This is a genomic window from Clostridioides sp. ES-S-0123-01 (assembly GCF_020658415.1).
Taxonomy (GTDB): Bacteria; Bacillota; Clostridia; order Peptostreptococcales; family Peptostreptococcaceae; genus Clostridioides.
The window spans coordinates 26,404-50,413 of sequence record NZ_JACVWD010000011.1 but is presented as its reverse complement, the minus strand read 5'-3'; the positions used below and the strand labels follow the sequence as shown (position 1 = coordinate 50,413).

The following is a 24,010-nucleotide window of genomic DNA, read 5'->3' as shown; positions in this document are numbered from 1 at the left end:
TTATTTCATTACACACTACTCTTTATACGTTGTTGGTATTACTGGTCTTCATGTAATTTTAAATGAACCATTAATTCAAAAGAATCTAGTTTTTGTTCTTTAGACTTATAATAAACTGCTTTATCAATTACAGATTTTAGGAGTTTATTTTTTCCAAGGGAATCTGAATCATGGTAAAGTGATAACACAGTTTTAATATCTTCTATTATTTTAGCATTGTCTTTTTTAACAGTACTCAATCTATTTTTTACTGTCTTAATTGAATCGTTAATTTCTTCAGTTCTTGAAATTATATTGTTGGACCTTTCAATAAATGTATCTTCATCATATATTCCTCGTTCTAGTAAATCATATAACTTATTTTTTTGCTTGCCTAATTCTTTTAATTCAGTTTCTAAGCCCTTTAAGACTCGTTTTTGAAATTCTATATTACTATCTTTATTATTTTTATCTAAGTCTATATCAGATGCTTTTAATTGATATTTTTTTACAGTGTCTTCCAAAGATTTTAAAATGGCAGCTTCAATAAATTCAAATCGAGAACTTTTATTGCAACCAGGATGATAACAAATTATATAGTCATGGTCTGCATATGGTCTATATACTAATGGTCTACCACAATTTTTGCAAATCACTATTCCTGCAAGTGGATTTTTTATTTGATTACCATAGCTGACATGACCATTTTTTTTGAGTATATTTTGAGCCTTTTTCCATGTTATTTCACTTATTAAAGGTTCATGCTTTCCTTTTGCTTCAATCCATTCATCTTTAGGTCTTAGTTTAACTGTTTTTATTTTATTTGGATTTTTAGATTTTTTATAGTCCTTTTTTTGCCACTGAATGTAGCCACAGTAGACCTTATTTTTTATTATATTTGTAATTGCAGAATTGTACCAATTAGCACCTGTAGCAGTTTTAATGCCTAAGTTATTTAGATATTTAGATATTTTACTACAACCCATATCCTCATTAATATATAAGTTAAAGATAGTTCTAACTATATCAGCATCCTTATTTGGTACAAGTATTCTTTCTTTTCTGCCTGTTGTTACAGCATCATATCCAAATGGAGCAGAAGTTCCTATGAAATTACCTTCTTCAACTGATTTTATTCTACCTCTTTGCATTCTTCTTGATATAAGTTTTAATTCTTTTCTTGCCATAAATGCTTCAAATTCTGAGTACTCTTCATCAAATTCATCTGTTAGGTCGTATGTTTTTCTAGGTGTGATGATTTTGGTTTTACTTTCTTTGAAAGTTTCTAGTATGACACCTTGGTCTTTCATGTCTCCACGTCCAAGTCTATCTAAATCCATTACTAGGACTGCATCATATTTATTTTCTTCTACTTCTTTTAGGAGTTCAATCATTTTAGGTCTATGTATTATACTTTCACCAGAAACTAATTCTTCTTTTATTTCAATTACATCTAAGTTTTGTTCTTTTGCTAGTTTTAGTAGGGTTGATTTATGTCTACTTAAAGTTTCAAATTCGCCTTGTTTTTCTGCCTCTTCATCAGCACGGGATTTTCTTAAGTATATGGCAACACTCATAATAAGTAATCACACTCCTTAGGTACTATTATATAGTAAATCAATAGAGTTTAAAATATAAAAAATAAGCATGTCAAAAGTTAATTTAACTTTCAACATACTTATTTTCTATAATATTAATGCCTTATAATCCTTTAATATCATTTAGATTAGTTTTTGCATATTCATTATCTGGGTTAAGTTCAAGCGCCTTATTGTAAGATTCTCTAGCTTTATTAAATTCTGATTTACTCATAAAAATAACACCTCTTAAATTGTAAGCATCACTAGCGTCTATTTTATAAGCCTCATTATTTTTATCTAGATATTCTAAGGATTTATCAATTGACTTTAAAGCCTCATCATATCGTTGTAACTCTATATAAATATATGATTGTGTATAATATGCAGGTGGATTTTTATCATCAATTTCTATAGCTTTTTTGATATCAATAGCAGCTTTATTATAATCCTTATCTTCATCTTTTTTTGTTTCTAACCTAGCGATTTTGACATAATTAGAGCTAAGAGCTCTTTTAAAGTCTTTATGCCATAATAATTTATATTCATTATCTTCGATTATAAAATATCTATCAAAATTTGCAGTATCTTCTTTATTTTCAGTGATATATTTTATAGTATCAGTTTCTTTTATTTTAACAAGATTTGTATACTCTTTATTAGAATATTTGTATTTCTCTACTTTATTTTCTTCACCAAGTTTATAATCTTTTAGGGTTTGAAGTTTAAATAAAGTATCTTGATATTCTTCAAATTTTTCTAGACTGACACTTTCCTTACTGTCTTTACTTAATAAATTATATGCTACTTCGTAGTCTTTGATTTCTATACTATCAAGGTACTTTTTAGCTACTTCTGTAGCACTTTCTTTTGGAGCACATCCAACCATTGATATCATAATTAAAGATGATACTAATATTGCTGTTATTTTTTTACTGATTATCATAATATAATCCCCCTTATATTGTCTCTCACTAATTTTATTTTATCACCATATTCTACCAAAGTCATTAATTTAAGAATGATATTTTAATTAATATTATATTAAGTAATAATAATTTTTTTTAATTTATGGTAACATTTTCCTGAAAAGTATTATATAATTTAGGTGAAAATATTTAAGAGAAGGAGATATTATGAAAATTAAAAAATTATTAACAATAGGGTTATCTTTATCTATGTTTATTGCTAGTTGCCCTATATCTGCAAATGCTCTTGATAAAATTGAATCAATTAAAGGTGCAGATAAATACGAAACTGCTGGTGTAATTGCAGACAAACAAAACTATACTACAGCTATATTAATTAAGGGTTGAGTTTTATATTGACTATGTGGACAAGAATAGAGTAATTTGAACTACTCTATTTTTTATTCATAAGTATATTTTATATTAATTTCCTTTTTATTAATTCTTCTTCGCAATAATATCTACACAATTCTAAAAAATCTATTTCTAAAGCAAGTGATAAATCTATAATTGTAGAAATATTAATATTTTTATATCTTTTATTTTCTAAATCAGAAATATATGCTCTACTATAATTTGCTTTTTTAGCTAATTCTATTTGAGTCAGACCTCTTTCTTTTCTTAGTTTTTTTAGCATATATAAAATCTCCTTTTATTAAATTTTATATATGATATTATTTGTAGAATTATAAAATAAATGCGGGTATTAGCATCATTTTTTAATGGTAGAATATGGTAAAATGTACTTGAGATAAAATTTTATCGTAGTAGAATAAAAAAATAGACATAAAAAGAATGTAAAAAATTGTAATAAAAAAAATTGAAATTAAAATTATGAATTTTGATATAGTAAGAAAAATACTCAAAAATACGGATTTATACACATATATACAATAAAGTAAAATATTTTTAAAATGAAAAATAAAATGAGTACTAAAAAGACATATTGCCTAGGTTGCAACAATTTTAGGAACTCTATATAATATATTTACAAAGCAATTTTAAGAAATCTTAAATAGATAATTTGTTGAAATAAATTTACTAGAGTTGTAAATTAAGGGGATTTTTATAACTATTTATACGAACGTGAGTTCTTAAAAACTTAATATTTCTTAATTTTATATGAAAATAGGAGATATAAAACGTTTAAAGAAGACAAGAGAATAAAGAATAAATATATAAGGATGTGGTTTAGATGAAAATATGAATAATATACTAAATTTATACAAAGAAGGAAATAATATATAAGAGACGACTACATATAGTGTATTTAAAAATAAAAGGATTGGTGGTGTTTAATATTAGGTGTATTTAAGTGTATATCTATAATATGAGGGGTAATATAAAATATTTATGAGTTGGAGGAATGTAGCAATGGATGAAGAAAGAAAAAGATTAATTGATGATGCAGAAAAGCTAGCAAACATAGGAATAAATCAAATTTTAAAATTTAGGGACGCATTAGATATAGAACATTTAAAGTACATAAATATAGTTGCAACAAATTTAAAGCCAAACATAAAAAAATAGCCACCCTTTTGGGTGGTTTTATTGTGTCATATTTTTCATTAAGTTTATGAGAAATTCTTTTTGTTCATCACTTAGTTTGCTAAAAGTAAATAATATATTTTTCATAAACTTATCGTCTTCATTTATAATGTCAGTTGCTATTTTTAGTACTTTTTCATTTTCAGAGAACTCTATAAACATTTCTCCTTCGCCAGTTTCTAACCAAGCTTTATTGACATTATATAGGTCGCATAAGTGTTGTATAAATACAGGTTTAGGTGTAACCCTGTTATATTCAATATTACTTATGACATCTCTGCTTACACCAAGTTTTTCACCAAATTCACGTTGAGACATTTTTAAGGATGTTCTTATTTTATATATACGTTCATGCATGATTTTCCTCCTAATAATTATGTTATTAATTAGATAGTATAACACAAAAAAGAATTAGTCAATATAAATGTTGTGGTAAAAACACAAAAATATATGAAAATAAGTGTTGACTACACAAAAATAAGATGATATACTGTGTTTATAACACAAGGAGGTGCTGAAATGAAAACACAAAAAACGAATCATCATTTAAATAATTTGATTTTAGATGATGATGACAGAAAGCTTATTCAAATGACTCTTTTGTTTAAAAAGTTAAATTTAGAACAGCAAGATTATATTGCTGCTATGGCTGATGGTATGAAAGTGTCAAATGAGCTTTTAGAAAAATCAACTATAAATAATTGATACAAAAACACAGAGCTGAAATGCGATTTCGCCCACTTGTGGTCGAAAGATGACTGGAGTAGGTTTATTAGGCGTCGTTCAAAGCGACACCAAAATAAATAATTAGGGAGGTAGAAATTATGAGTAATAATTTACAAGCATTTAAAAATAGTGACTTTGGAGAAATAAGAACAGTTGAAATTGATGGTAAACCATATTTTGTAGCAACAGATATTGCTAGATGTTTAGGTTATAAAGATACAACTAATGCAATTAAACAACATTGTAAGTGGGTGGTGAAACACCACATACCACATCCACAAAGTAAAACTAAGACTTTGGAAGTAAATGTAATACCAGAAGGCGATATGTATAGATTAATTACAAAATCAGTAGTGTTTACTTTAGAAAATTAAAACTAGGGAGGAATAAATTATGAGTAATAATTTGATGATGTTTGAAGGAAAAGAAGTTGAAGTGTTTGAATTTGAAGGTGAAATTTTATTTAATCCATATCATTGTGGAAATTGCTTAGGAATTGGTAATGAAGGAGTTAGAAAAGCAGTTACTAGAATGAATAAGAATCAAGTGATTAAATTAACTAATTCAATTGTGACAGATAGTCACTTTAGAAAATTGCATAATACAGGAGAAAATTTTCTTACTGAAAGTGGAGTATATAAATTAATCTTTAAATCAAGAAAAGAAGAAGCAGAGAAATTTCAAGATTGGGTTACAGATGAAGTACTACCATCAATAAGAAAAACAGGTACATATAGTAATAATCCTAAAAATGTTAAAGATGAATCAGAAATAAAATACATGAATGCTCAAGCAAGATTAAAAAATGCAAGAGCGAGGGAGGCAAAGATATATCTGGAATTAGCTGACAAAGTAGACATAAAAGAATATAAACAGATTATGTATTCAAAGACTACAGAACTTATTTCTGGAGAAGCATTAATACCATTACCTAAGATGGAAAGAAAAACTTACTCAGCTACAGAAATAGGAGCGATGTTAGGTATTTCATCAAAAAAAGTTGGAGGATTAGCAAATGCTTATAATCTAAAAATAGATGAATATGGAATTAAGGTATGGGATAAGGCTAAGCATTCAAATAAACAGGTGGAAAATTTTAGATACTATGAAAATGTAATACCAGTTCTAGAAAAAGCTTTAAATGCTTTTGAAAACTAAATTTAAGGAGGAATAAAAAAAATGAAAGAAAATAACAGAATAGTGAGTGCTATAAATGAGGATATAGTGAGTGTTGGAGTTGAAAGTGAAATGGATTTAACAGTTAAGGAATTGAATATGATAGATGATTTCAAGAAAGCTATGAATGGTGTTAACAATGAGATAGCTAATGATTATGCTCTTTTAGAAATGGATAGAGATATTTTAGATAAAATTGCATTAAATACAGCTTTAAACTACAAAAAAATGAATTTTGAGTATTCAGAAATAGATGAAAAACTATTTGATGATTTTACTTTTAAGTTTATGCTAAAGTTTTTTGGTGATATAGAAGAAGATGAATTACTCAAATATCTTGTTTATATAGGAGAGGAAGAAGAAAGTTATAAATTGAATGATAGAGAAAGGATATTTTATAAAATAGTAGATACACTTGATGCAATAGCAGATATAAAAATAGCAGACCAAAATAAGATAGAAAAAGAAGTAGGTATGTGCATAGGTGAAGATAATTATATAACTTATTGCATAGATGAAGACTTAATAAAATTTTATATTAAAGATGAAGAAGAACTAGCTATAGATAAAAATAGTCCTCTGCTATATATGTTAGATACTCTATTTTATGAAGTACATGAAGATTAAAAATTGCAATAATTAAATAAGTATAAGACAAGTTTATGAGCTCATATTTTATAACAAGGGGTGATGTTATGAAAATACTACAACAATTTAAACCATACAAGTATGATGAAGAAAAAAATATTGAATATGATGAAAAAATTATAGCTAATCAAAACACAGAAGTTTATATAGTATATCCACGTATATCTGATGAAGAGAACAGGAGAAGATGGAAAGAGTTTGATGAAGTAGCCAAAGAAGTAGCTATTAATATAGCAATGAAGAAAGCTGAGACAGTAGAAAGTTAAAAAAATAGAGAAGTTGCTAATGCTTAGCACTTTCTCATAGAAGAAAATTGGACAACTATTTTTAAACAACTAGGAATAAAAATATTAAAGTGTATTTGAAAGAAGGTGATGAAATTGCTGAGTCTTAATATTAGTAATAAGAACATAGTAACACTTAAAAAAGATGGTAAGTCTTTAGCAGATATAGTATTTAAGGATGTTGAAACTGGTAAGAAAATATCAGTTAGAACATTAAATAAAAAAAGTGCTGGTCAAAGTAACCAACACACAAAATAAAAAAAGTTAATAAAATTATAACATAAAAAGGAGAGATTTAAAATGGTTGAAGTTAATGTAAATGTAAAAGTTAAGGTAGAAGCACCAGAATTCACAAATGCACTATTAGTAGTAGCAAATGCTTTGGGAGGACTTAATCTAGGGCAAGCAATGCAGATAGAACCTATAAATATAACAGATATGAAAGAAGAGAAGAAAGTTGAAGCTAAGAAAACTGAAAAGACTAAAAATGTAAAAGTAAAAGAAGATGTTAAAGAAGAAAAAACAGAAGTCAAGGAAGAAGTGACAAAGGGTAGTGAAGATACAACTGATGAGGTTAAATACACAAAAGAAGAGGTAAGAACTAAGGCAGCACAAGTAAGTAAGGCGGGTAAGAAGGATAAGCTTAAAGAGTTATTTGGTGAATTTGGGGCTAGTAAGTTAAGCGAAGTAAAAGAAGAAGATTACCCAGTCTTTATGGATAAATTAGAGAGTTTATAAGGGGGGTACATAAATGTCAGTACAACATGCAAGACTTAGTGCAAGTGGAGCCCATAGATGGCTTCGCTGTACTCCTAGTATAAAGTTAGAGGAAAACTATCCACCATCAACTAGTATATATGCAGAAGAAGGGACAATAGCACATGAATTAGCAGAAGCTAAATTAATGCTAGAGTATGAAAAAATAAGTAAAAAAGCATATAATGCAAGAATTAAAAACATACAGAAAAGTGAGTACTATAACTCAGAAATGGAGGATTACATACAGTCTTATGTTGAGAATGTAGTTGAATTAGTAAATGATAGTAAAGCTATATGTGATGATGTAATAGTAATGTTAGAAGAGAGACTCGATTTTAGTGAGTGGGTTCCAGAAGGATTTGGAACAGGAGATGTTGTTGTAATATCTGATGGAATACTTCAAGTTATAGACCTAAAGTATGGAAAAGGTGTGGAAGTTTCAGCTATAGAGAACCCTCAACTTAGACTATATGGTTTAGGTGCATATAATCAGTTTGAAATGCTATATGATATTGATTTAGTTAAAACAACAATAATTCAACCCAGACTTGATAACATATCAAGCGAAGAAATAGAAGTTACCAAGTTACTTACATGGGCAGAGAATGTTAAAAAGAAGGCTCAAATGGCTTTTAATGGTGAGGGTGATTTTGTAAGTGGTAGTCATTGTGGATTTTGTAGAGCTAAAAATGATTGTAGAAAAAGAGCTGAGAATAACCTTAAACTAGCTAGAAAATATGATTTTGCTGACACATTTACTCTTAATGAATATGAGATTGCAGATATTTTAGGTTTTTCTAAGAATATTCAAGATTGGTTAAAGGATGTTCAAAGTTATGCACTAGAACAAGCTGAAAAGCATGGTGTTAAATATCCAGGATATAAGCTTGTAGAAGGTAGAAGTAATAGAAAGTATGTGGATGAACAAGAGGTTGCTAATGTTTTATTAAATTCAGATTATGAGGAAGATAAAATTTATAAGCCAAGAGTATTAAAAGGAATTACTGATATGGAAAAAGCTATAGGTAAAAAAGACTTTGTTAATCTCTTAAATGATTTAATTATAAAACCTGTTGGCAAAGCTACTTTAGTTCTAGAAAGTGATAAAAGGCCAGAAATTAATAGTATAGATTCAGCTAAAAAAGATTTTGGAATATAAATTAGGGGGTGTATTATATGTCATTAGATGAAGCTACAAAAGATAAATTGGAAGAGAGTATAAGTTTGATTTTAGACTTAAAGGAAAGAAAAAAGAGTATTGAAGAAAATTTGGTTTATGAAAAAGACAACTTGTTAGATATGTTAAAGAGATTAAATATTACAGAGTATAATTCAGTAGAAGAAAATGCAAAAGCTATAGTAATGGATTTTAAAAGAGAAAGTTTAATAAAAGATAAAGTGATGTCAACTTTCTTTGAAGTGAATGACAATCATCTTGATAGAGTGTATATACCAGAACATATAAAGGTTAGTCCAGTATGCTTTGTATCAGTAAGAGTAAAGGATAATTAAAAATATTTAATTCCTAGTAGCTATAAAAAGTATAAAAAGGGGATATAGTTTTATGGATAATCAAGAAATAATTAAACTAGTACTAGAATTCAAAAATGGAAATGAATTAGCATTTGAAACATTACTAAGAGAGTTTGATAAAGAAGTAAAGATAACAACCAATATATTGTTAAAAAACAATAAAAATAAAACTTATATAGATAAAGATGACTTAATTCAATCTGGATATATTGGAATATATGAGGGGATAAAAAATCTGAAGACAGAAGGAGAGACTTACCCTAAAGCATATTTTAAGAAATGTATTAGATACAAAATGTATGCTTATATTAAAAGTAAGTTGAGAAAAAAACATACATTTTTGAATGAAGGAATTTCTATAGAACCAAAACATTATGAAGTACTGTCTAATGGCAATACACTAGTAGAAGATGAAGTAATAAACACATATATTTCAAAAAAAGTAATTAATTATATTAATTATTTACCAGAAAAGCAACAAAAGGTAATGAGATTATATGCAGAAGGTTTTGAGGTTATACAGATATCTAAACTATTAAAATATAAAAGAAAAAATGTAGAAAATGGGGTATACAGTGCAAAAAAGAATTTAAGAGAATTATGTTTAGATAATATCTATTTATAAAATATAAAAATATTAGGAGGAAGAAAATTATGAGTAATTCAGTACAATCAACAAAGGTGGTAACAGGAAAGGTGAGATTAAGTTATTGTAATATTTTTAAAAGCAGAGCAATGGTAGAAGGTGCAGAGCCCAAGTATTCAGTTTGTATTTTAATACCAAAATCAGACAAGGTGACTTTAGGAAGAATAAAGAAGGCTATTGATGTAGCAAAAGAACAAGGTAAAACTTCTAAATGGGGTGGAAAGTTACCAGGTAATTTAAAAACACCTCTTCGTGATGGAGATGACGAAAGAGCTGATGAAGCAGAGGAATATATAGGAATGTATTTTCTAAATGCAAATAGTACTCAAAAGCCAGGAGTAGTTGATAAAGACTTAAATGAAATATTAGATAATACAGAAGTATATAGTGGTTGTTATGGAAGAGTTAGTATAAACTTTTTCCCATATAATAGTGCAGGAAATAAAGGAATAGGTTGTGGGTTGCAAAATGTTCAAAAGTTAGCAGATGGAGAAGTACTTGGAGGAGCTAGAGCTAGTGCAGAAGCAGATTTCTCAGATGATTTTGAAGATGAAGAAGAGGACTTCTTAAGTTAATGAGAACATTATCAATTGATATAGAGACATATAGTGATTTAGATATAAAAAAAGTTGGAGTCTACAGATATGTAGACTCTACTAATTTTGAGATACTGTTATTTGCCTATGCTTTTGATGAAGAAGAAGTAAGAGTTATTGATTTAGTAAATGATGAAGAGTTACCAAACGAAGTAATAGAAGCTTTAAAAGATAACACTATTATAAAATCAGCATTTAATGCTAACTTTGAAAGAATAGCAATAAGTAAATTTTTGGGCATTGATTTAAAACCAGATGAGTGGTCATGTACAATGATAAAAGCTTTAACACTGGGACTTCCAGGAAGCTTAGATAGTGTATCTAAGGCTTTAAAGTTTAATGAAGATAAGCAGAAAATGAAAGAAGGTAAGTCATTAATACAATATTTCTGTAAGCCTTGTAAAGCTACAAAAACTAACAAAGGAAGAACTAGAAATTTACCAATACACGATATGGAAAAGTGGAATAAATTTAAAGAATATTGTAAACAAGATGTTGTAGTTGAAAGAGAAATAAGAAATAAACTTAGCAAGTATAAGACTACTGAAAGAGAAAATAAGTTATGGTATTTAGACCAAATAATTAATGATACTGGCATCAGAGTAGATACACAGCTAATAGAAAATGCAATAGAGTGTGATAAAAGATATACTGAAAAACTTACAAAAGAAGCAATTGAAATAACTGGTCTAAATAATCCAAATAGTCCTGCTCAATTAAAAAAATGGTTAAGTGATAAATCGGGCTTTGAGGTTACAAGTCTAACAAAAGAAAGTATTCCAGAAATATTAAAACAAGTTGAGGATGAAAATGTAATTAGGGTTTTAGAACTTAGAAAATTAATGTCTAAAACCTCTATAAAGAAGTATGAGGCTATGAAATTAGCTAAAGGTAATGATAATAGAGTAAGAGGTCTGCTACAGTTTTATGGGGCTAATAGGACAGGCAGATGGGCAGGAAGATTAGTACAGGTACAGAATCTACCACAAAATCATATAGAAGATTTAGACCTAGCTAGAAACCTATTAAAAGAAGGTGACTTTGATTTAATAGAGCTTTTGTATGATAGTGTACCAGATGTCTTAAGTCAGTTAATAAGAACAGCTTTTATACCAAGTGAAGGACATAGATTTATAGTGTCAGATTTTAGTGCAATAGAAGCTAGGGTTATAGCTTGGCTTGCTGGTGAGAAGTGGAGATTAGATGTATTTAATTCTCATGGAAAAATATATGAAGCTAGTGCCAGTCAGATGTTTAAAATTCCAATAGAAAGTATTAAAAAAGGTGACCCACTTAGACAAAAAGGTAAGATTTCAGAGCTGGCTCTTGGATATGGAGGAAGTATAGGAGCATTAATATCAATGGGAGCTATAAAAATGGGTCTTGACGAAGATGAACTTCAACCTCTTGTAACAACATGGAGAAATGCTAATCCAAATATAACTAAATTTTGGTGGGATGTAGATAAGGCAGCTAAAAAAGCTATAAAAGATAGGACTATAGTAGAATTTCAACATGGGATTAAATTTATTTATAATCCAGGAGTTTTATTTATAGAACTACCAAGTGGTAGAAGATTATCATATTTAAGACCTAAGATAGAGCCACATACTACATTTAGTGGAGATAAGATAACATATGAAGGTATGGAACAGACAAGTAAACAGTGGAAAAGAGTAGATACCTATGGACCTAAGTTAGTTGAGAATATTGTTCAAGCTACAGCTAGAGATTGTCTAAGAGAAGCTATGTTTAATGTAACAGATGCAGGCTATGACATTGTAATGCATGTGCATGATGAACTTGTACTTGATGTAGATAAAAAATATGGCTCCTTAGAAGAAGTTAACAGAATTATGGGAAAAGAAATCTCTTGGGCTAAAGGACTCCCACTTAAAGCAGATGGATATGAATGTGATTATTATAAGAAAGACTAGGTGATTAATTTATGGATGCAAAGGCCAGTGAAATTGAACACATAAATGTAAAACATGATGGCCAACTCATGCTGGCCATAGGAAAAAGTAAGTTAGAAACTCATTGGAAGAATAAAAGTATTTTATGGTCCGAACTTGTAAATAGATTAAGCAAAACATTAAGAACTCAAGAAACCTATACAGAATATAAGAAGATGTCAAAAACTGAAAAAGATAGAGTGAAAGATGTTGGTGGATTTGTAGGTGGAAGTTTAAAAAATGGTAGACGAAAAGCAGAGAATATTGCAAATAGAAGTATTATAACTTTGGATATAGACTATGCAGATAAGGCTATATGGGATGATATTACACTATTAAATGATTATGCTTGCCTTATGTACTCTACACACTCACATACTGAGAGTAATCCTAGATACAGACTGCTAATACCTTTAGCTAGACCAGTATTACCAGAAGAGTATCAAGCAATTTCTAGGATGATAGCAGATGCTATAGGAATAGATATGTTTGATGATACTACATATCAACCTCATAGGCTTATGTACTTTCCAAGTACTTCAATTGATGGAGAATATATATTTAAATTTCAAGATGGTGAATTTTTAAACCCAAATGAAATACTAGATTTATATTTGGATTGGACAGATGTAAGTTATTGGCCAGAAAGTTCAAGAGAGAGACAAAAGTTTAATACACAATTAAAAAAGCAACAAAACCCTCTTGAAAAAGATGGAATTATAGGTGCCTTTTGCAGGTCCTATAGTATCACAGAATCTATAGATATTTTCTTAGATGAATTGTATATTCCTGGTATTGATGAAACTAGATACACTTATGCAGAAGGTAGTACAAGTGGTGGAGTAGTTATTTATGATGATAAGTTTTCCTATAGTCATCATGGTACAGATCCAGCAAGTGGTATCTTATGTAATGCTTTTGATTTAGTTAGGATACATAAATTTGGAGAACTTGATGAAGATGCTAAACCAGAAACACCTATAAATAGATTGCCTTCATTTACTCGAATGAGTGAATTTGCAAGTAGTGACTCTAAAGTACGAAAGACTATAGGTAGAGAAAATATTGATAAGGCTAAAGATGATTTTGGTGATATAGATTTTGAAGATGATGAATGGTTAACTAAGTTAGAATATGATAACAAAGGAAGCTATAAGAAAACAACAAATAATATTTTAATGTTTATAGAAAATGACCCCTATTTAAAAGATAAAATAGCATATAATGAATTTTCAAATAGAGCTGTTGTCTTAGGTAAATTACCTTGGAGAAAAGATGATAAATTAAATGATTGGAATGATAGTGATGATTCTGGGCTTAGACATCATATAGAAACAATTTACACTGTTTCATCACCATCAAAAGTAAATGATGCTCTAGTAATTGCTTTTGAAAATAATACGTTTCATCCCATAAAAGATTATTTAAATTCTTTAAAATGGGATGGTATTAAGAGGCTGGACACTCTTTTAATTGATTATTTAGGTGCAGAAGATATTCATTATACAAGAACAATAATAAGAAAAGTTTTAGTAGCAGCAGTAGCTAGAGTATTTAATCCAGGAATAAAGTTTGATAATATGATGGTTTTATCTGGTCCTCAAGGAATAGGAAAAAGTACTTTTATTAAAAAACTTGGTGGGGAGTGGTATTCTGATAGTTTAACTACAGTACAAGGTAAGGAAGCATACGAACAATTACAAGGAGTGTGGTTGCTTGAAATGGGTGAAATGATGGCTACTAAAAAAGCGGATATTGAGGCAGTTAAGCATTTTCTAAGTAAATCAGAGGATATATATAGGGTTGCCTATGGGAAAAGAACATCAAGATTTTTACGTCAATGTGTAGTTATAGGTACAACTAATGATAAAGAGTTTTTAAGAGATAAGACTGGTAATAGAAGGTTTTGGCCAATAGATACAGGAGTAAAGAAGAATAATAAAAATATATTTAATGGTCAACTTGATAATGAAAGAAATCAGATTTGGGCAGAAGCATTAGAATTATATAAAGCTAATGAACCTTTATATTTATCAGATAAAGAGAAAAAGGAAGCTGAAAAACAACAAAAAAACCACTCAGAAGAAAATGCTAAATCTGGAATTATTGAAGAATATTTAAATAAACCTATTACTGAGAATTGGTATGATTTAAGTATTTCAGAAAAAAGAGAATATATCCATGGTTCAGATTTTGGAGAGTTAAAAGAAGGAATAATATTAAGAGAAAAAACATGTGTTATGGAGATATGGGTTGAGCTATTTAATGGAGAACCTAAACAACTCACGCCTATCTTATCAAGAGAAATTAATGACATATTAAAAGGTTTAGATGGGTGGGAGCCACACAGTAGTCATCTAAGATTTGGAAAAGTGTATGGTAAACAAAGAGCATATATTAGAACAAAATAGTGTCTACAAAGTAAGTTTTACTAAATTTATGTAAAATAGGTAGGTGTCTACAATGTCTACAGAAAAAATAGCTTTGTAGACACTTCTGTAGACACCTAAAATATAGATATTGCAATGTATAGAATACTAACGTCTACAATGTCTACAAAAATTATATATAAAGTAATAAAAGTAATATTAGGCATATACGTATATATATATGTATGCCTAATATGCATATATACATATATATAGAAAATCTGTAGACATTGTAGACACCTAAATTTAAGGAAGTGATATTTTGTTAGAATCACGAATAGAAAAAAGATTTAAAAAAGAGATTGAGTTGTTAGGAGGTAAGGCTATGAAGTTTATTTCACCAGGGGAAGCAGGTGTGCCAGATAGGATTGTCTTATTACCACAAGGACATGTTATATTCGTAGAACTTAAAGCACCAGGTAAAAAGCCAAGAAAGCTTCAAAAGTATAAAATGCAAGAATTAAAAGAATTAGGATTTAAAGTTAAATGTGTAAGTACATTAAAAGAAATAGATGATTTTGTCAAGGAGGTCAAGGGATGGAATTTAAACCACATCCATACCAAGAATACACAATTAGAAAAACTATAGACAATAATAATATAGGTTTATTATTAGATATGGGATTGGGTAAAACAGTTTGTACTTTAACAGCTATAAATGAATTAATGTATGATTACTTTGATATATCAAAAGTTTTGGTTATAGCACCTCTAAGAGTCGCAAGAGATACCTGGAGTAGTGAAATAAAAAAATGGGAGCATCTAAAGCATCTAAAAGTGTCTAAAGTTCTTGGTAGTAAATCAGATAGAGTGAAAGCTTTAAGTACAGATTCAGATATTTATATAATAAATAGAGAAATGGTATCTTGGATAGTGGATTTTTATAAAAGAAAATGGCCATTTGATATGGTTGTGATAGATGAACTTAGTTCTTTTAAATCAAATAAAGCACAACGATTTAAAAGTTTAAAGAAAATATTGCCTTTAACTAAAAGAGTAGTTGGGCTTACTGGTACACCAGCACCAAATAGTTTAATAGATTTGTGGCCACAGATGTATTTACTTGATAGAGGTGAAAGGTTAGGCAAAACTATTACAGGATATAAAGAACGATATTTTGAACCAGGACAAAAAAATTATCAAACAGGAGCTATATATAATTGGCAGCTTAAAGATGGAGCAGAAAAGGCAATACATAATAAAATAAAAGATATTTGTATAAGCTTAAAAGCAGAAGATTATTTGAATATGCCTAGAAAAATAGATAATAAAATTGAAATACACCTTGATAGGAAAATACTTAAATATTACAAAGAACTAGAAAGAGAGAAGATATTAGAATTAGATAAAGATATAATAACAGCTTCATCAGCAGCTGCAGTAGCAAATAAACTTTTACAATTAGCTAACGGAGCAATTTATGATAATGATAAAAATGTAAAGGAATTTCATAGAGAAAAATTAGAAGCCCTAAAAGAAATTATAGATGTTTCAAATGGTAAACCCATTATAGTTTTTTATAACTATAAACATGATTATAGTCGTTTAATGAAAGAGTTTAAGAATTTGAAACCAAGAACAATAGAAAATTCAAAAGATATACAGGATTGGAATAATGGCAAAATACAATTATTACTTTGTCATCCAGCAAGTACAGGACATGGCCTTAATTTACAATCAGGTGGAAGTATAATTGTTTGGTTTGGATTAACCTGGAGTTTAGAACTGTATCAACAAGCTAATGCAAGGCTTTATAGACAAGGCCAAATGAAAAATGTTATTATTCATCATCTAATCTGTAAAGATACAATAGATGAACAAGTAATGGAAGCTTTGGAGAATAAGGATAAAGGACAGAGTTCATTACTTGAAGCAGTTAAAGCGAAGTTAAAAGAATATAAGGAGTGAGAGTATGAATATACAAATAGATAAAAAGGTACAACCTAGAAATATTTTTAAACCTCAAGCTCGAGGATTCAGTGTAATAATAAATCACAATACTTTTATAGGGACAGGTAATTTTATCTTTAGAGAAGATATTGCAACTAAGGGTTATATAAGTTCCTATAATAATTTGCAAGATAAATATTATGAAAAAGAGAATAGTTCTTTTACTAAGTTTGTCTATTATAGGGATTATGGAAGTAGTGATGTAAATTGTAATTTTAATATAGATAAAGAGAATAACAGGATAACTTTTAAAAATGTAAAGCTTTCAGATGGAAGTATCTATGATGTAGCACTAGATTATAAACGATATAGTTATTTTAAAAAATTAGGGTGTGAGTTTAGGTTTAAAAATAGAAATGATATAGTAGGTTTATTTAAAAATATTGGAGAACATAAAAGCCCAGAATTAGTTGGGTTAATAACTATGATTAAAATATAGGGAGTGAGAGTATGAAAGTAAAAAGAAAAGATGGAACTTATAAGCCCAGGTAAAATAGTAAGATGTGCTTGGTGTGGTAGAAGATTTTATAAGGTAGATAAATCTAAAGTTGAGTATTGCAGTAGAAGTTGTTCAAAGAGAGCAAGAGGGAGTGGTTTAAGTGGATAAAGAAAGTATAAAAGAAATTGTAAGAGAATTAAGAAAAGAAGAAAAAGAAAATAAAAAAAGGGAAGTCTTTCATAATACTAAACTTTTGCTTAAACATTATAATGATTTAAAAAGTCATATTGCAAATTCTATTAGTGATATTGAAGATGTTAAAAGTGATTATGATGATTTATTATGTTTAGATACAGAAGATTTATATATATTAAGCATTAAAAGAAGTAAAGCAAAAACCTTAATTATGGTAGCACATATAGATATGGCATTAGAAACCTTAAAAGCAACACAAAATAAGTTGCAGTCTTTAGAAAAATACAAAGCTTTAGAGTTATATTTTTTTAAAGAAAAAACTTATGAGGATATAGCAGAACTTTTACATTGTGGAGTAGCAACAGTGAGACGTTGGGTAAATGAAATGGTTAAAGAACTTGGAATATACCTATTTGGAGTAGATGGTCTAAAAATAAAACTATGATAAAATGATGATATTTTATTGTTACTTTATATAAGCTATAATGGTAGTATGAAACAAGTGTATAGAATATCCCCCACTAAAAAGACTAAGTTTGGGTAAGTTTAGTCTTTTATTTTTTTACAGGAGTATGACAATATGAATGATTTAAGAGGAAAGATAATAAAAGAATTAGATGAATTTAATATAGATGCAGATGATGAATTTTTAGATTATGGAGTTGAATATGTTGAGAGTTTTATAGGAAAAAGTGCTATTAGTGAAGATTTATTGATAAGGGGAGTAGTGCTTATGGCAAATTATATAGTAAATATGAAAGCAAAAGATGGCTCAAATAAGGCTTAGATTAATTTCTAGGTCTTTTTTTATACAAAAATTAATAAATTTCAGATGTCGGAGTTACCGACATCTGAAAAGGTCTATTAAAAATGCATAATATGCACTATTCGGATATGCATAATGTGCATATCTAAAATTCAAATATCCAGGAGGTTGATTTTATGAAACTAAAACTTGTTAAAAAAGGAAAATTTTTAGGGACAACATGCGACTTTTACATGAATGAAGAAAAAGAAATATTTATGAGCAGAACACAACTAGGTCATGCTCTTAAATATTCTAACCCAAGTAAAGCGATAGAAAATATACATAATAGAAACTTTGAGTATATGAAAGGAAAATCTATTGAAATAACGGGGGCTCAAATTGAGGGGTCGATATATAAAAATAAAAATGCTAAGAAAATATATATGTACAATGAAAAAGGAATCTATGCTATAGTAAGAAAATCTAATATGCCTGTTTCTGATGAATATTTTGATTGGGTATATGAAGTTATACATTCTATAAAAGAAAATGGATACTATATAGCTAATGAAAAAGATGAAGAATGGTTAGGTATAAGAACAGAAGGTAAAAAGGTTAGAAAAGATTTTACAGATGAAATACAAGAGTTTGTTTATTATGCTACTGGTCAAGGAAGCAATAAACCTCAGATGCATTATAAACATTTTACTGAACTTGTGAGAAAGAAATTAGGTATACCAAAGGGTGTAAAAAGAGATGAGTTAAATCAAAGCGAACTGTTTGATATACAAGCACTTGAAAGAATTATATCTATGAAGTTACCTAAGTTAATAGATAAAGATATGAATTATAAAGAGGTATATAAAAAGATTAAGGAATTAATAGAAATGATTTAAATGACTATCTTGATGGATGGTCTATTTTTATACAATAAATTAAAAGGAGAATTATATAATGGAGATTAAAAATAGTTTATGTACACAAAATTATACTAAGCTTTATTGTGAAGATAAAGACGAATGGAAGTATAATGCCCCATGCTATTTTATATTAGGAAGAGCAGATTGCGAGGATGATTGTATAGAACCAATTCAATATCTTAGTTTTCAAGAAGGAGCTGTAAAAGAATGTGGCGTCAATGGAATTAATAATGAAGATGTAATATTAGCAGTTATAACAAGATTACAAGCATTTCAAGATAGCGAATATGCTTGTAAAGAGAATGAGAAGGCTATAGAGAAGTTAGAAGAATGCTTGATGTGGCTTAGAAAAAGAACTTTAGATAGACAAATGAGAAATATTGAAGGAACTAGTGGTATTTAGAATAGGAGGCCTTAAATTAGAAGATATAAAATTCTAGGTCTTTTTTTATTCCCAAAACGACAAAAACGAGGTGGTGGTGTGGCAAAATATGAATACTGGATAACAGAAGAAGGATTAATTAAGATTGAAGGATGGGCAAGAGATGGGCTTACAGATGAACAAATAGCATTTAATATTGGAATAAATGTCAAAACACTATATGACTGGAAAAAGAAGTATAGTAATATTTGTAATGCCTTAAAAAAGGGAAAAGAAATAATTGACAGGCAGGTTGAAAATGCTTTGTTAAAAAGAGCGTTAGGTTATGAATATGATGAAATAACATATGAAGAAGGTCAAGAAACTAAAAGAGTGACTAAACATGTAGTACCTGATACAACAGCACAAATATTTTGGTTGAAAAATAGAAAGCCAGTTGAATGGCGTGATAAACAAATAGTAGAATCAACTAATGAAATTACAATAAATAATCCATTTAAAGAACTATCTACAGAGGAATTAAAAAGGTTGGCAAAATTAGATGATGGATAAAAAATTAATACAGTTAGAAGCTAAGAAGGAACTTGCGAGACGTGAGTTCTTTTATTTTTGCAATTTATTAGCACCAAACTTTTATAAAGAAGATAGAGCGTATTTAGTTGAAACCTGTAATAAGCTTCAAGATTTTTATTATTCAGATGATGAAGTTTTAATTATAAATATGCCACCTAGGCATGGGAAGAGTAGAAGTGCAGGTTTATTTGTAGAATGGATTTTAGGTAAAAATAAAAATGAAAAAATAATGACTGGTAGTTATAATGAAACTCTTTCAACTATGTTTTCAAAGAATGTTAGAAATGCTATTCAAGAAGAAAAAGCTGATATAGACACTATTATCTATAGTGATATATTTCCTAACACAAAAATCAAACATGGTGATGGAGCTATGAATTTATGGTCATTAGAAGGTGGTTATAATAATTATTTAGCAACTTCTCCGAGTGGGACAGCAACAGGCTTTGGATGTTCCTTGATGATTGTAGATGATTTAATTAAAAATGCAGAGGAAGCCTATAATGAAAATGTTCTTGAAAAACACTGGGATTGGTTTACTAATACAATGCTATCAAGACTTGAAGAAGGTGGGAAAATAATAATTATAATGACTAGATGGTCTAGTAAGGACTTGGCTGGTAGAGCATTAGAACATTACAAAGAAGAAGGTAAGAAAGTAAAACATATTAATATGAAAGCATTGCAGGAAGATGGAAATATGCTTTGTGAAGAAGTATTATCTCTAAATAGTTATAAATCAAAAGTAAGAGCTATGGGCGAAGATATTGCAAGTGCTAACTATCAACAAGAGCCTATTGACCTTAAAGGATGTTTATACACTAGATTTAAGACATATGACAAGCTTCCTGCTGATAATAAAGGCAATTTACTATTTACATCCATTAAAGCTTATGTAGATACAGCAGATGAGGGAGCAGACTATTTATGTTCAATTGTATATGGAGTATATAACAAAGAAGCTTATATACTAGATGTTTTATATACTAAGGAAAGTATGGAAATAACAGAGTATAAAACAGCTAAGATGTTCTATGAAAATGAAGTTAACAAAGCTGATATAGAAAGTAATAGTGGTGGTAGAGCTTTTGCAAGAAATGTACAAAGAATATTGAAGGAAAAGTTTAAAAGTAATAAAACTATTATTAAATGGTTTCATCAGTCGAAAAATAAAGAAGCTAGAATATTATCTAATAGCTCATGGGTAATGGAACACATATATTTTCCAGTTAATTGGAGAGACAGATGGCAAGATTATTATAAGGCAATGGTGAGTTATCAAAGAGAAGGGAAGAACAAACATGATGATGCATGTTTTGAAGAAGGAACACAAATATCAACATTGTTTGGTAATAAATCCATAGAGAAAATAAAAGAAGGGGAATATGTATTTACTCCATTCGGTCTTAGAAAAGTATTATGGTCAGGTTGTACAGGAGAAAAAGAAACTATAAATAAACTAGGGATAAAAGCTACTAGAAATCACAAAGTATTTAGTTATATCAATGGTTTTATAAGTCTTGATAAATTGACAGGTATATCAGAAACTAGTATAATATCACTAAAGGAGTTGATATTATGGAAGTACAAGAAACTGTTATATTCAATGGAGAAGAATATAAACTTATGGGACAAAAAAAGTATTATCTTAGTCAGTCAAGTAAAAATGAAAAAAGAAAACATGCTAAAGGACTTCATGTGGCAATCTGGGAGTTTAATAATAAAAGGGAAGTTCCAGAAGGCTATCATATTCATCATAAAGATTTTAATCCTCTTAATAACAACATTGACAACTTGGAATGTATTCCGTATAAACAACACTTATCGCTACATGCAAAGAAAAATCTTGAAGATGAAGAATTTTACAAAGCAACTATTAACAATCTCAATAAAGCAAGAGAAAAAGCCACTGAATGGCATAAAAGTGAAGAAGGTAGAAAATGGCACTCAGAGCATGCAAAACAGATTTCAAAAAATCTTGAAAAATATAAATGTAAATGTAAAGAATGTGGGGACTATTTTGAAAGCAAAGTACAAACATCTCAATTCTGTTCAGATAAATGTGGAGAAAGATGGAGAGGTAAAAACAGACGAATCAAATATACATCAAAATGTATTATATGTGGAGCAGAATTTGTTGGCACAAAATACAAGGCATCTTCCAAAGAAAGACAAACATGTTCAAAGTCATGTTCAAATAGACTCAACCACATTAATAGAAAGCAAAAAAGTAAAAGTTTATAATTTAACTGTTGAAGGAAACCATGTGTACTATGCTCATGGTTTTTTGGTGTCTAATTGTGATGCTACAACGGGAGTTGCAGAAAAAGCATTAAAAGGTCAAGGATTATCAGTATTTAAGTAGAAATATAGGTGGTGGTGATGATGTGGAGTTAGAAAAAATAAGAGCAATAATAAGTGCTGATATAGCTAGAAGACAAGAAATATTACAAGCTAAATCATATTATTATAATGAAAATGATATCTTGAAAAAGGGTGTAGTTGTTCAAAATAGAGACGAAAATCCTCTCAGAAATGCTGACAATAGAATTAGTCATAACTTTCACGAAATACTTGTTGATGAAAAAGCTTCTTATATGTTTACTTATCCAGTTTTATTCGACATTGACAATAACAAGGAATTGAATGAGAAAGTAACAGATGTTCTAGGGAATGAGTTTACTAGAAAAGCTAAGAATTTAGCTATAGAAGCATCAAATTGTGGCACAGCATGGTTGCATTATTGGATAGATGAAGAATATAGTAATGAACAGATAATAGCCCAAACATTCAAGTATGGGGTAGTGAATACAGAAGAAATTATTCCTATATACAGAAATGGTATTGAAAGAGAATTAGAAGCTGTTATAAGATATTATGTTCAGTTAGAAGATGTAGAAAGACAGATACAGAAACAACCATATACTTATGTTGAATTTTGGACAGATAAAGTATTAAATAAATATAAATTCTTTGGAGTATCATGTTGTGGTTCTCGAGTAGAGCATATAACAGTATTTCATAGATTTAACTCAGTGCCTTTCATTGAATTTGCCAATAATATTAAAAAACAAAGCGATTTATCTAAGTATAAAAAAATATTGGACCTATACGACCGAGTTATGAGTGGCTTTGCAAATGATTTAGAAGATATACAACAAATAATTTATATACTTGAAAATTTTGGAGGAGAAGATACCTCAGAGTTTTTAAAAGAATTAAAAAGATATAAAACAATAAAGACTGAAACGGACTCAGAAGGAGATAGTGGTGGTCTTAAAACTATGCAAATAGAAATACCTACGGAAGCTAGACGTATAATATTAGAGATACTTAAAAAGCAAATATATGAAAGCGGTCAAGGATTACAACAAGATACTGAATCGTTTGGGAATGCAAGTGGTGTAGCACTTAAATTCTTTTATAGAAAGCTAGAACTAAAAAGTGGATTACTTGAAACTGAGTTTAGAACCTCTTTTGATAAACTAATTAAAGCTATACTATATTTTTTAGGAGTTACAGATTATAAAAAGGTACAACAGACATATACACGTAACATGATGTCTAATGATTTAGAAGATGCAGACATAGCAACCAAAAGTATGGGAATAATACCTACCAAAATTATTTTTAGACATCATCCTTGGATTGACGACCCCGAGGAAGCTGAGAGACTTTATTTAGAAGAAAAACAAGTACAAGCAGCTTCCGTTTCTGATGATTACGACTTTGAAAATTTACCAAATAAAAAGGGAGATGTAGAAGAAAATGGCACTGTGAATGATACTATAGACAACGCAGAGGAAGTAGCAGGTAAAACTTTAAATGGTGCTCAGACACAATCACTAGTAGGTGTATTGTCTCAATATTCAGCAGGAACACTAACATTAGGTCAAGCTATAAATGTAATATCTATAGCTATAGGTGTGACAAAAGATGAAGCTAAAAAAATACTTGAAGGTTCAATGTAGGTATTTAA

The 24,010-nt window shown here is 28.9% G+C and carries 30 protein-coding genes and 2 pseudogenes; 28 read left to right on the top strand and 4 right to left on the bottom strand.

The window, feature by feature from the left end; all coding sequences use genetic code 11:
- Positions 1–38: 38 nt before the first annotated feature.
- On the bottom strand, positions 39–1,556 hold the full coding sequence (locus IC175_RS18645) for a recombinase family protein (RefSeq protein ID WP_227851898.1): 1,518 nt from the start codon (positions 1,554–1,556) through the stop codon (positions 39–41).
- A 124-nt stretch (positions 1,557–1,680) separates the two neighbouring features.
- Entirely contained in the window at positions 1,681–2,502 is an 822-nt protein-coding gene (locus IC175_RS18640) for a tetratricopeptide repeat protein (RefSeq protein ID WP_227851897.1), read from the bottom strand.
- Positions 2,503–2,692: 190 nt separating this feature from the next.
- Here IC175_RS18640 and IC175_RS18635 point away from each other — a divergent pair.
- A pseudogene (locus tag IC175_RS18635) lies at positions 2,693–2,863 on the top strand (cell surface protein); the annotation flags it as partial.
- A gap of 79 nt (positions 2,864–2,942) precedes the next feature.
- On the opposite strand, the gene IC175_RS18630 reads toward IC175_RS18635, so the two are convergent.
- Positions 2,943–3,161 (bottom strand): helix-turn-helix domain-containing protein, encoded by a 219-nt coding sequence (locus IC175_RS18630; protein ID WP_227851896.1) that lies wholly within the window; start codon positions 3,159–3,161, stop codon positions 2,943–2,945.
- A 737-nt stretch (positions 3,162–3,898) separates the two neighbouring features.
- Between IC175_RS18630 and IC175_RS18625 the strand changes: the two genes are divergently transcribed.
- Complete coding sequence (locus tag IC175_RS18625) at positions 3,899–4,054, top strand: hypothetical protein (protein ID WP_227851895.1); 156 nt, start codon at positions 3,899–3,901, stop codon at positions 4,052–4,054.
- 18 nt (positions 4,055–4,072) lie between these two features.
- On the opposite strand, the gene IC175_RS18620 is transcribed toward IC175_RS18625, so the two are convergent.
- On the bottom strand, positions 4,073–4,429 hold the full coding sequence (locus tag IC175_RS18620; RefSeq protein WP_227851894.1) for a helix-turn-helix domain-containing protein: 357 nt from the start codon (positions 4,427–4,429) through the stop codon (positions 4,073–4,075).
- Positions 4,430–4,591: 162 nt separating this feature from the next.
- Between IC175_RS18620 and IC175_RS18615 the strand changes: the two genes are divergently transcribed.
- The 26 genes and pseudogenes from IC175_RS18615 (at position 4,592) to IC175_RS18490 (ending at position 24,002) form a co-directional block, all read left to right on the top strand.
- On the top strand, positions 4,592–4,777 hold the full coding sequence (locus IC175_RS18615) for a hypothetical protein (RefSeq protein ID WP_227851893.1): 186 nt from the start codon (positions 4,592–4,594) through the stop codon (positions 4,775–4,777).
- 119 nt (positions 4,778–4,896) lie between these two features.
- Positions 4,897–5,172: a Bro-N domain-containing protein gene (locus IC175_RS18610; RefSeq protein WP_227851892.1), complete on the top strand. Its 276-nt coding sequence runs from the start codon at positions 4,897–4,899 to the stop codon at positions 5,170–5,172.
- A gap of 19 nt (positions 5,173–5,191) precedes the next feature.
- Positions 5,192–5,956 (top strand): BRO family protein, encoded by a 765-nt coding sequence (locus IC175_RS18605; RefSeq protein WP_227851891.1) that lies wholly within the window; start codon positions 5,192–5,194, stop codon positions 5,954–5,956.
- Positions 5,957–5,977: 21 nt separating this feature from the next.
- Positions 5,978–6,601, top strand: a complete 624-nt coding sequence (locus IC175_RS18600) for a hypothetical protein (protein ID WP_227851890.1) — start codon at positions 5,978–5,980, stop codon at positions 6,599–6,601.
- 68 nt (positions 6,602–6,669) lie between these two features.
- Entirely contained in the window at positions 6,670–6,888 is a 219-nt protein-coding gene (locus IC175_RS18595; protein ID WP_009894510.1) for a hypothetical protein, read from the top strand.
- Positions 6,889–7,002: 114 nt separating this feature from the next.
- On the top strand, positions 7,003–7,164 hold the full coding sequence (locus IC175_RS18590; protein WP_227851905.1) for a hypothetical protein: 162 nt from the start codon (positions 7,003–7,005) through the stop codon (positions 7,162–7,164).
- A gap of 42 nt (positions 7,165–7,206) precedes the next feature.
- Positions 7,207–7,644, top strand: coding sequence for a hypothetical protein (locus tag IC175_RS18585; protein ID WP_227851889.1), 438 nt, complete (start codon positions 7,207–7,209; stop codon positions 7,642–7,644).
- 13 nt (positions 7,645–7,657) lie between these two features.
- On the top strand, positions 7,658–8,824 hold the full coding sequence (locus IC175_RS18580; RefSeq protein ID WP_227851888.1) for a DUF2800 domain-containing protein: 1,167 nt from the start codon (positions 7,658–7,660) through the stop codon (positions 8,822–8,824).
- Positions 8,825–8,841: 17 nt separating this feature from the next.
- On the top strand, positions 8,842–9,177 hold the full coding sequence (locus IC175_RS18575) for a hypothetical protein (RefSeq protein ID WP_227851887.1): 336 nt from the start codon (positions 8,842–8,844) through the stop codon (positions 9,175–9,177).
- Between the two features lie 52 nt (positions 9,178–9,229).
- Positions 9,230–9,823, top strand: a complete 594-nt coding sequence (locus IC175_RS18570) for a sigma-70 family RNA polymerase sigma factor (RefSeq protein WP_227851886.1) — start codon at positions 9,230–9,232, stop codon at positions 9,821–9,823.
- A 29-nt stretch (positions 9,824–9,852) separates the two neighbouring features.
- Positions 9,853–10,419, top strand: a complete 567-nt coding sequence (locus tag IC175_RS18565; RefSeq protein WP_227851885.1) for a DUF2815 family protein — start codon at positions 9,853–9,855, stop codon at positions 10,417–10,419.
- Entirely contained in the window at positions 10,419–12,377 is a 1,959-nt protein-coding gene (locus tag IC175_RS18560) for a DNA polymerase (protein WP_227851884.1), read from the top strand. The genes IC175_RS18565 and IC175_RS18560 overlap by 1 nt, the downstream gene beginning before the upstream one ends.
- 11 nt (positions 12,378–12,388) lie before the next feature.
- Positions 12,389–14,806, top strand: coding sequence for a virulence-associated E family protein (locus IC175_RS18555; protein ID WP_227851883.1), 2,418 nt, complete (start codon positions 12,389–12,391; stop codon positions 14,804–14,806).
- Between the two features lie 280 nt (positions 14,807–15,086).
- Complete coding sequence (locus tag IC175_RS18550) at positions 15,087–15,413, top strand: VRR-NUC domain-containing protein (protein WP_227851882.1); 327 nt, start codon at positions 15,087–15,089, stop codon at positions 15,411–15,413.
- A complete protein-coding gene (locus tag IC175_RS18545) occupies positions 15,362–16,732 on the top strand; it encodes a DEAD/DEAH box helicase (RefSeq protein ID WP_227851881.1) in 1,371 nt (456 codons plus the stop codon). Before IC175_RS18550 ends, IC175_RS18545 begins: the two co-directional genes overlap by 52 nt.
- Before the next feature lie 4 nt (positions 16,733–16,736).
- The gene (locus IC175_RS18540; protein WP_227851880.1) at positions 16,737–17,213 is read left to right on the top strand and encodes a hypothetical protein; all 477 of its coding nucleotides are present in this window, start codon (positions 16,737–16,739) and stop codon (positions 17,211–17,213) included.
- Positions 17,214–17,243: 30 nt separating this feature from the next.
- Positions 17,244–17,381, top strand: a complete 138-nt coding sequence (locus IC175_RS18535; RefSeq protein ID WP_227851879.1) for a hypothetical protein — start codon at positions 17,244–17,246, stop codon at positions 17,379–17,381.
- On the top strand, positions 17,374–17,853 hold the full coding sequence (locus IC175_RS19755; protein ID WP_227851878.1) for a sigma factor-like helix-turn-helix DNA-binding protein: 480 nt from the start codon (positions 17,374–17,376) through the stop codon (positions 17,851–17,853). Before IC175_RS18535 ends, IC175_RS19755 begins: the two co-directional genes overlap by 8 nt.
- Positions 17,854–17,988: 135 nt before the next feature.
- Positions 17,989–18,195, top strand: coding sequence for a hypothetical protein (locus IC175_RS18525; RefSeq protein WP_227851877.1), 207 nt, complete (start codon positions 17,989–17,991; stop codon positions 18,193–18,195).
- Between the two features lie 155 nt (positions 18,196–18,350).
- Positions 18,351–19,052, top strand: coding sequence for a BRO family protein (locus IC175_RS18520; RefSeq protein ID WP_227851876.1), 702 nt, complete (start codon positions 18,351–18,353; stop codon positions 19,050–19,052).
- Positions 19,053–19,110: 58 nt separating this feature from the next.
- Positions 19,111–19,479, top strand: a complete 369-nt coding sequence (locus IC175_RS18515; RefSeq protein ID WP_227851875.1) for a hypothetical protein — start codon at positions 19,111–19,113, stop codon at positions 19,477–19,479.
- A gap of 78 nt (positions 19,480–19,557) precedes the next feature.
- The gene (locus IC175_RS18510; RefSeq protein WP_227851874.1) at positions 19,558–20,010 is read left to right on the top strand and encodes a helix-turn-helix domain-containing protein; all 453 of its coding nucleotides are present in this window, start codon (positions 19,558–19,560) and stop codon (positions 20,008–20,010) included.
- Positions 20,000–21,331: pseudogene (terL, locus tag IC175_RS18505) on the top strand (phage terminase large subunit); the annotation flags it as partial. The gene IC175_RS18510 and the pseudogene terL, both read left to right, overlap by 11 nt.
- Positions 21,332–21,609: 278 nt before the next feature.
- Positions 21,610–22,275 (top strand): HNH endonuclease signature motif containing protein, encoded by a 666-nt coding sequence (locus tag IC175_RS19750; RefSeq protein ID WP_413927256.1) that lies wholly within the window; start codon positions 21,610–21,612, stop codon positions 22,273–22,275.
- Positions 22,166–22,396 (top strand): hypothetical protein, encoded by a 231-nt coding sequence (locus IC175_RS19745; RefSeq protein WP_227851903.1) that lies wholly within the window; start codon positions 22,166–22,168, stop codon positions 22,394–22,396. The genes IC175_RS19750 and IC175_RS19745 overlap by 110 nt, the downstream gene beginning before the upstream one ends.
- A 22-nt stretch (positions 22,397–22,418) precedes the next feature.
- The gene (locus IC175_RS18490) at positions 22,419–24,002 is read left to right on the top strand and encodes a phage portal protein (protein WP_227851873.1); all 1,584 of its coding nucleotides are present in this window, start codon (positions 22,419–22,421) and stop codon (positions 24,000–24,002) included.
- The last annotated feature ends 8 nt before the right edge of the window (positions 24,003–24,010 follow it).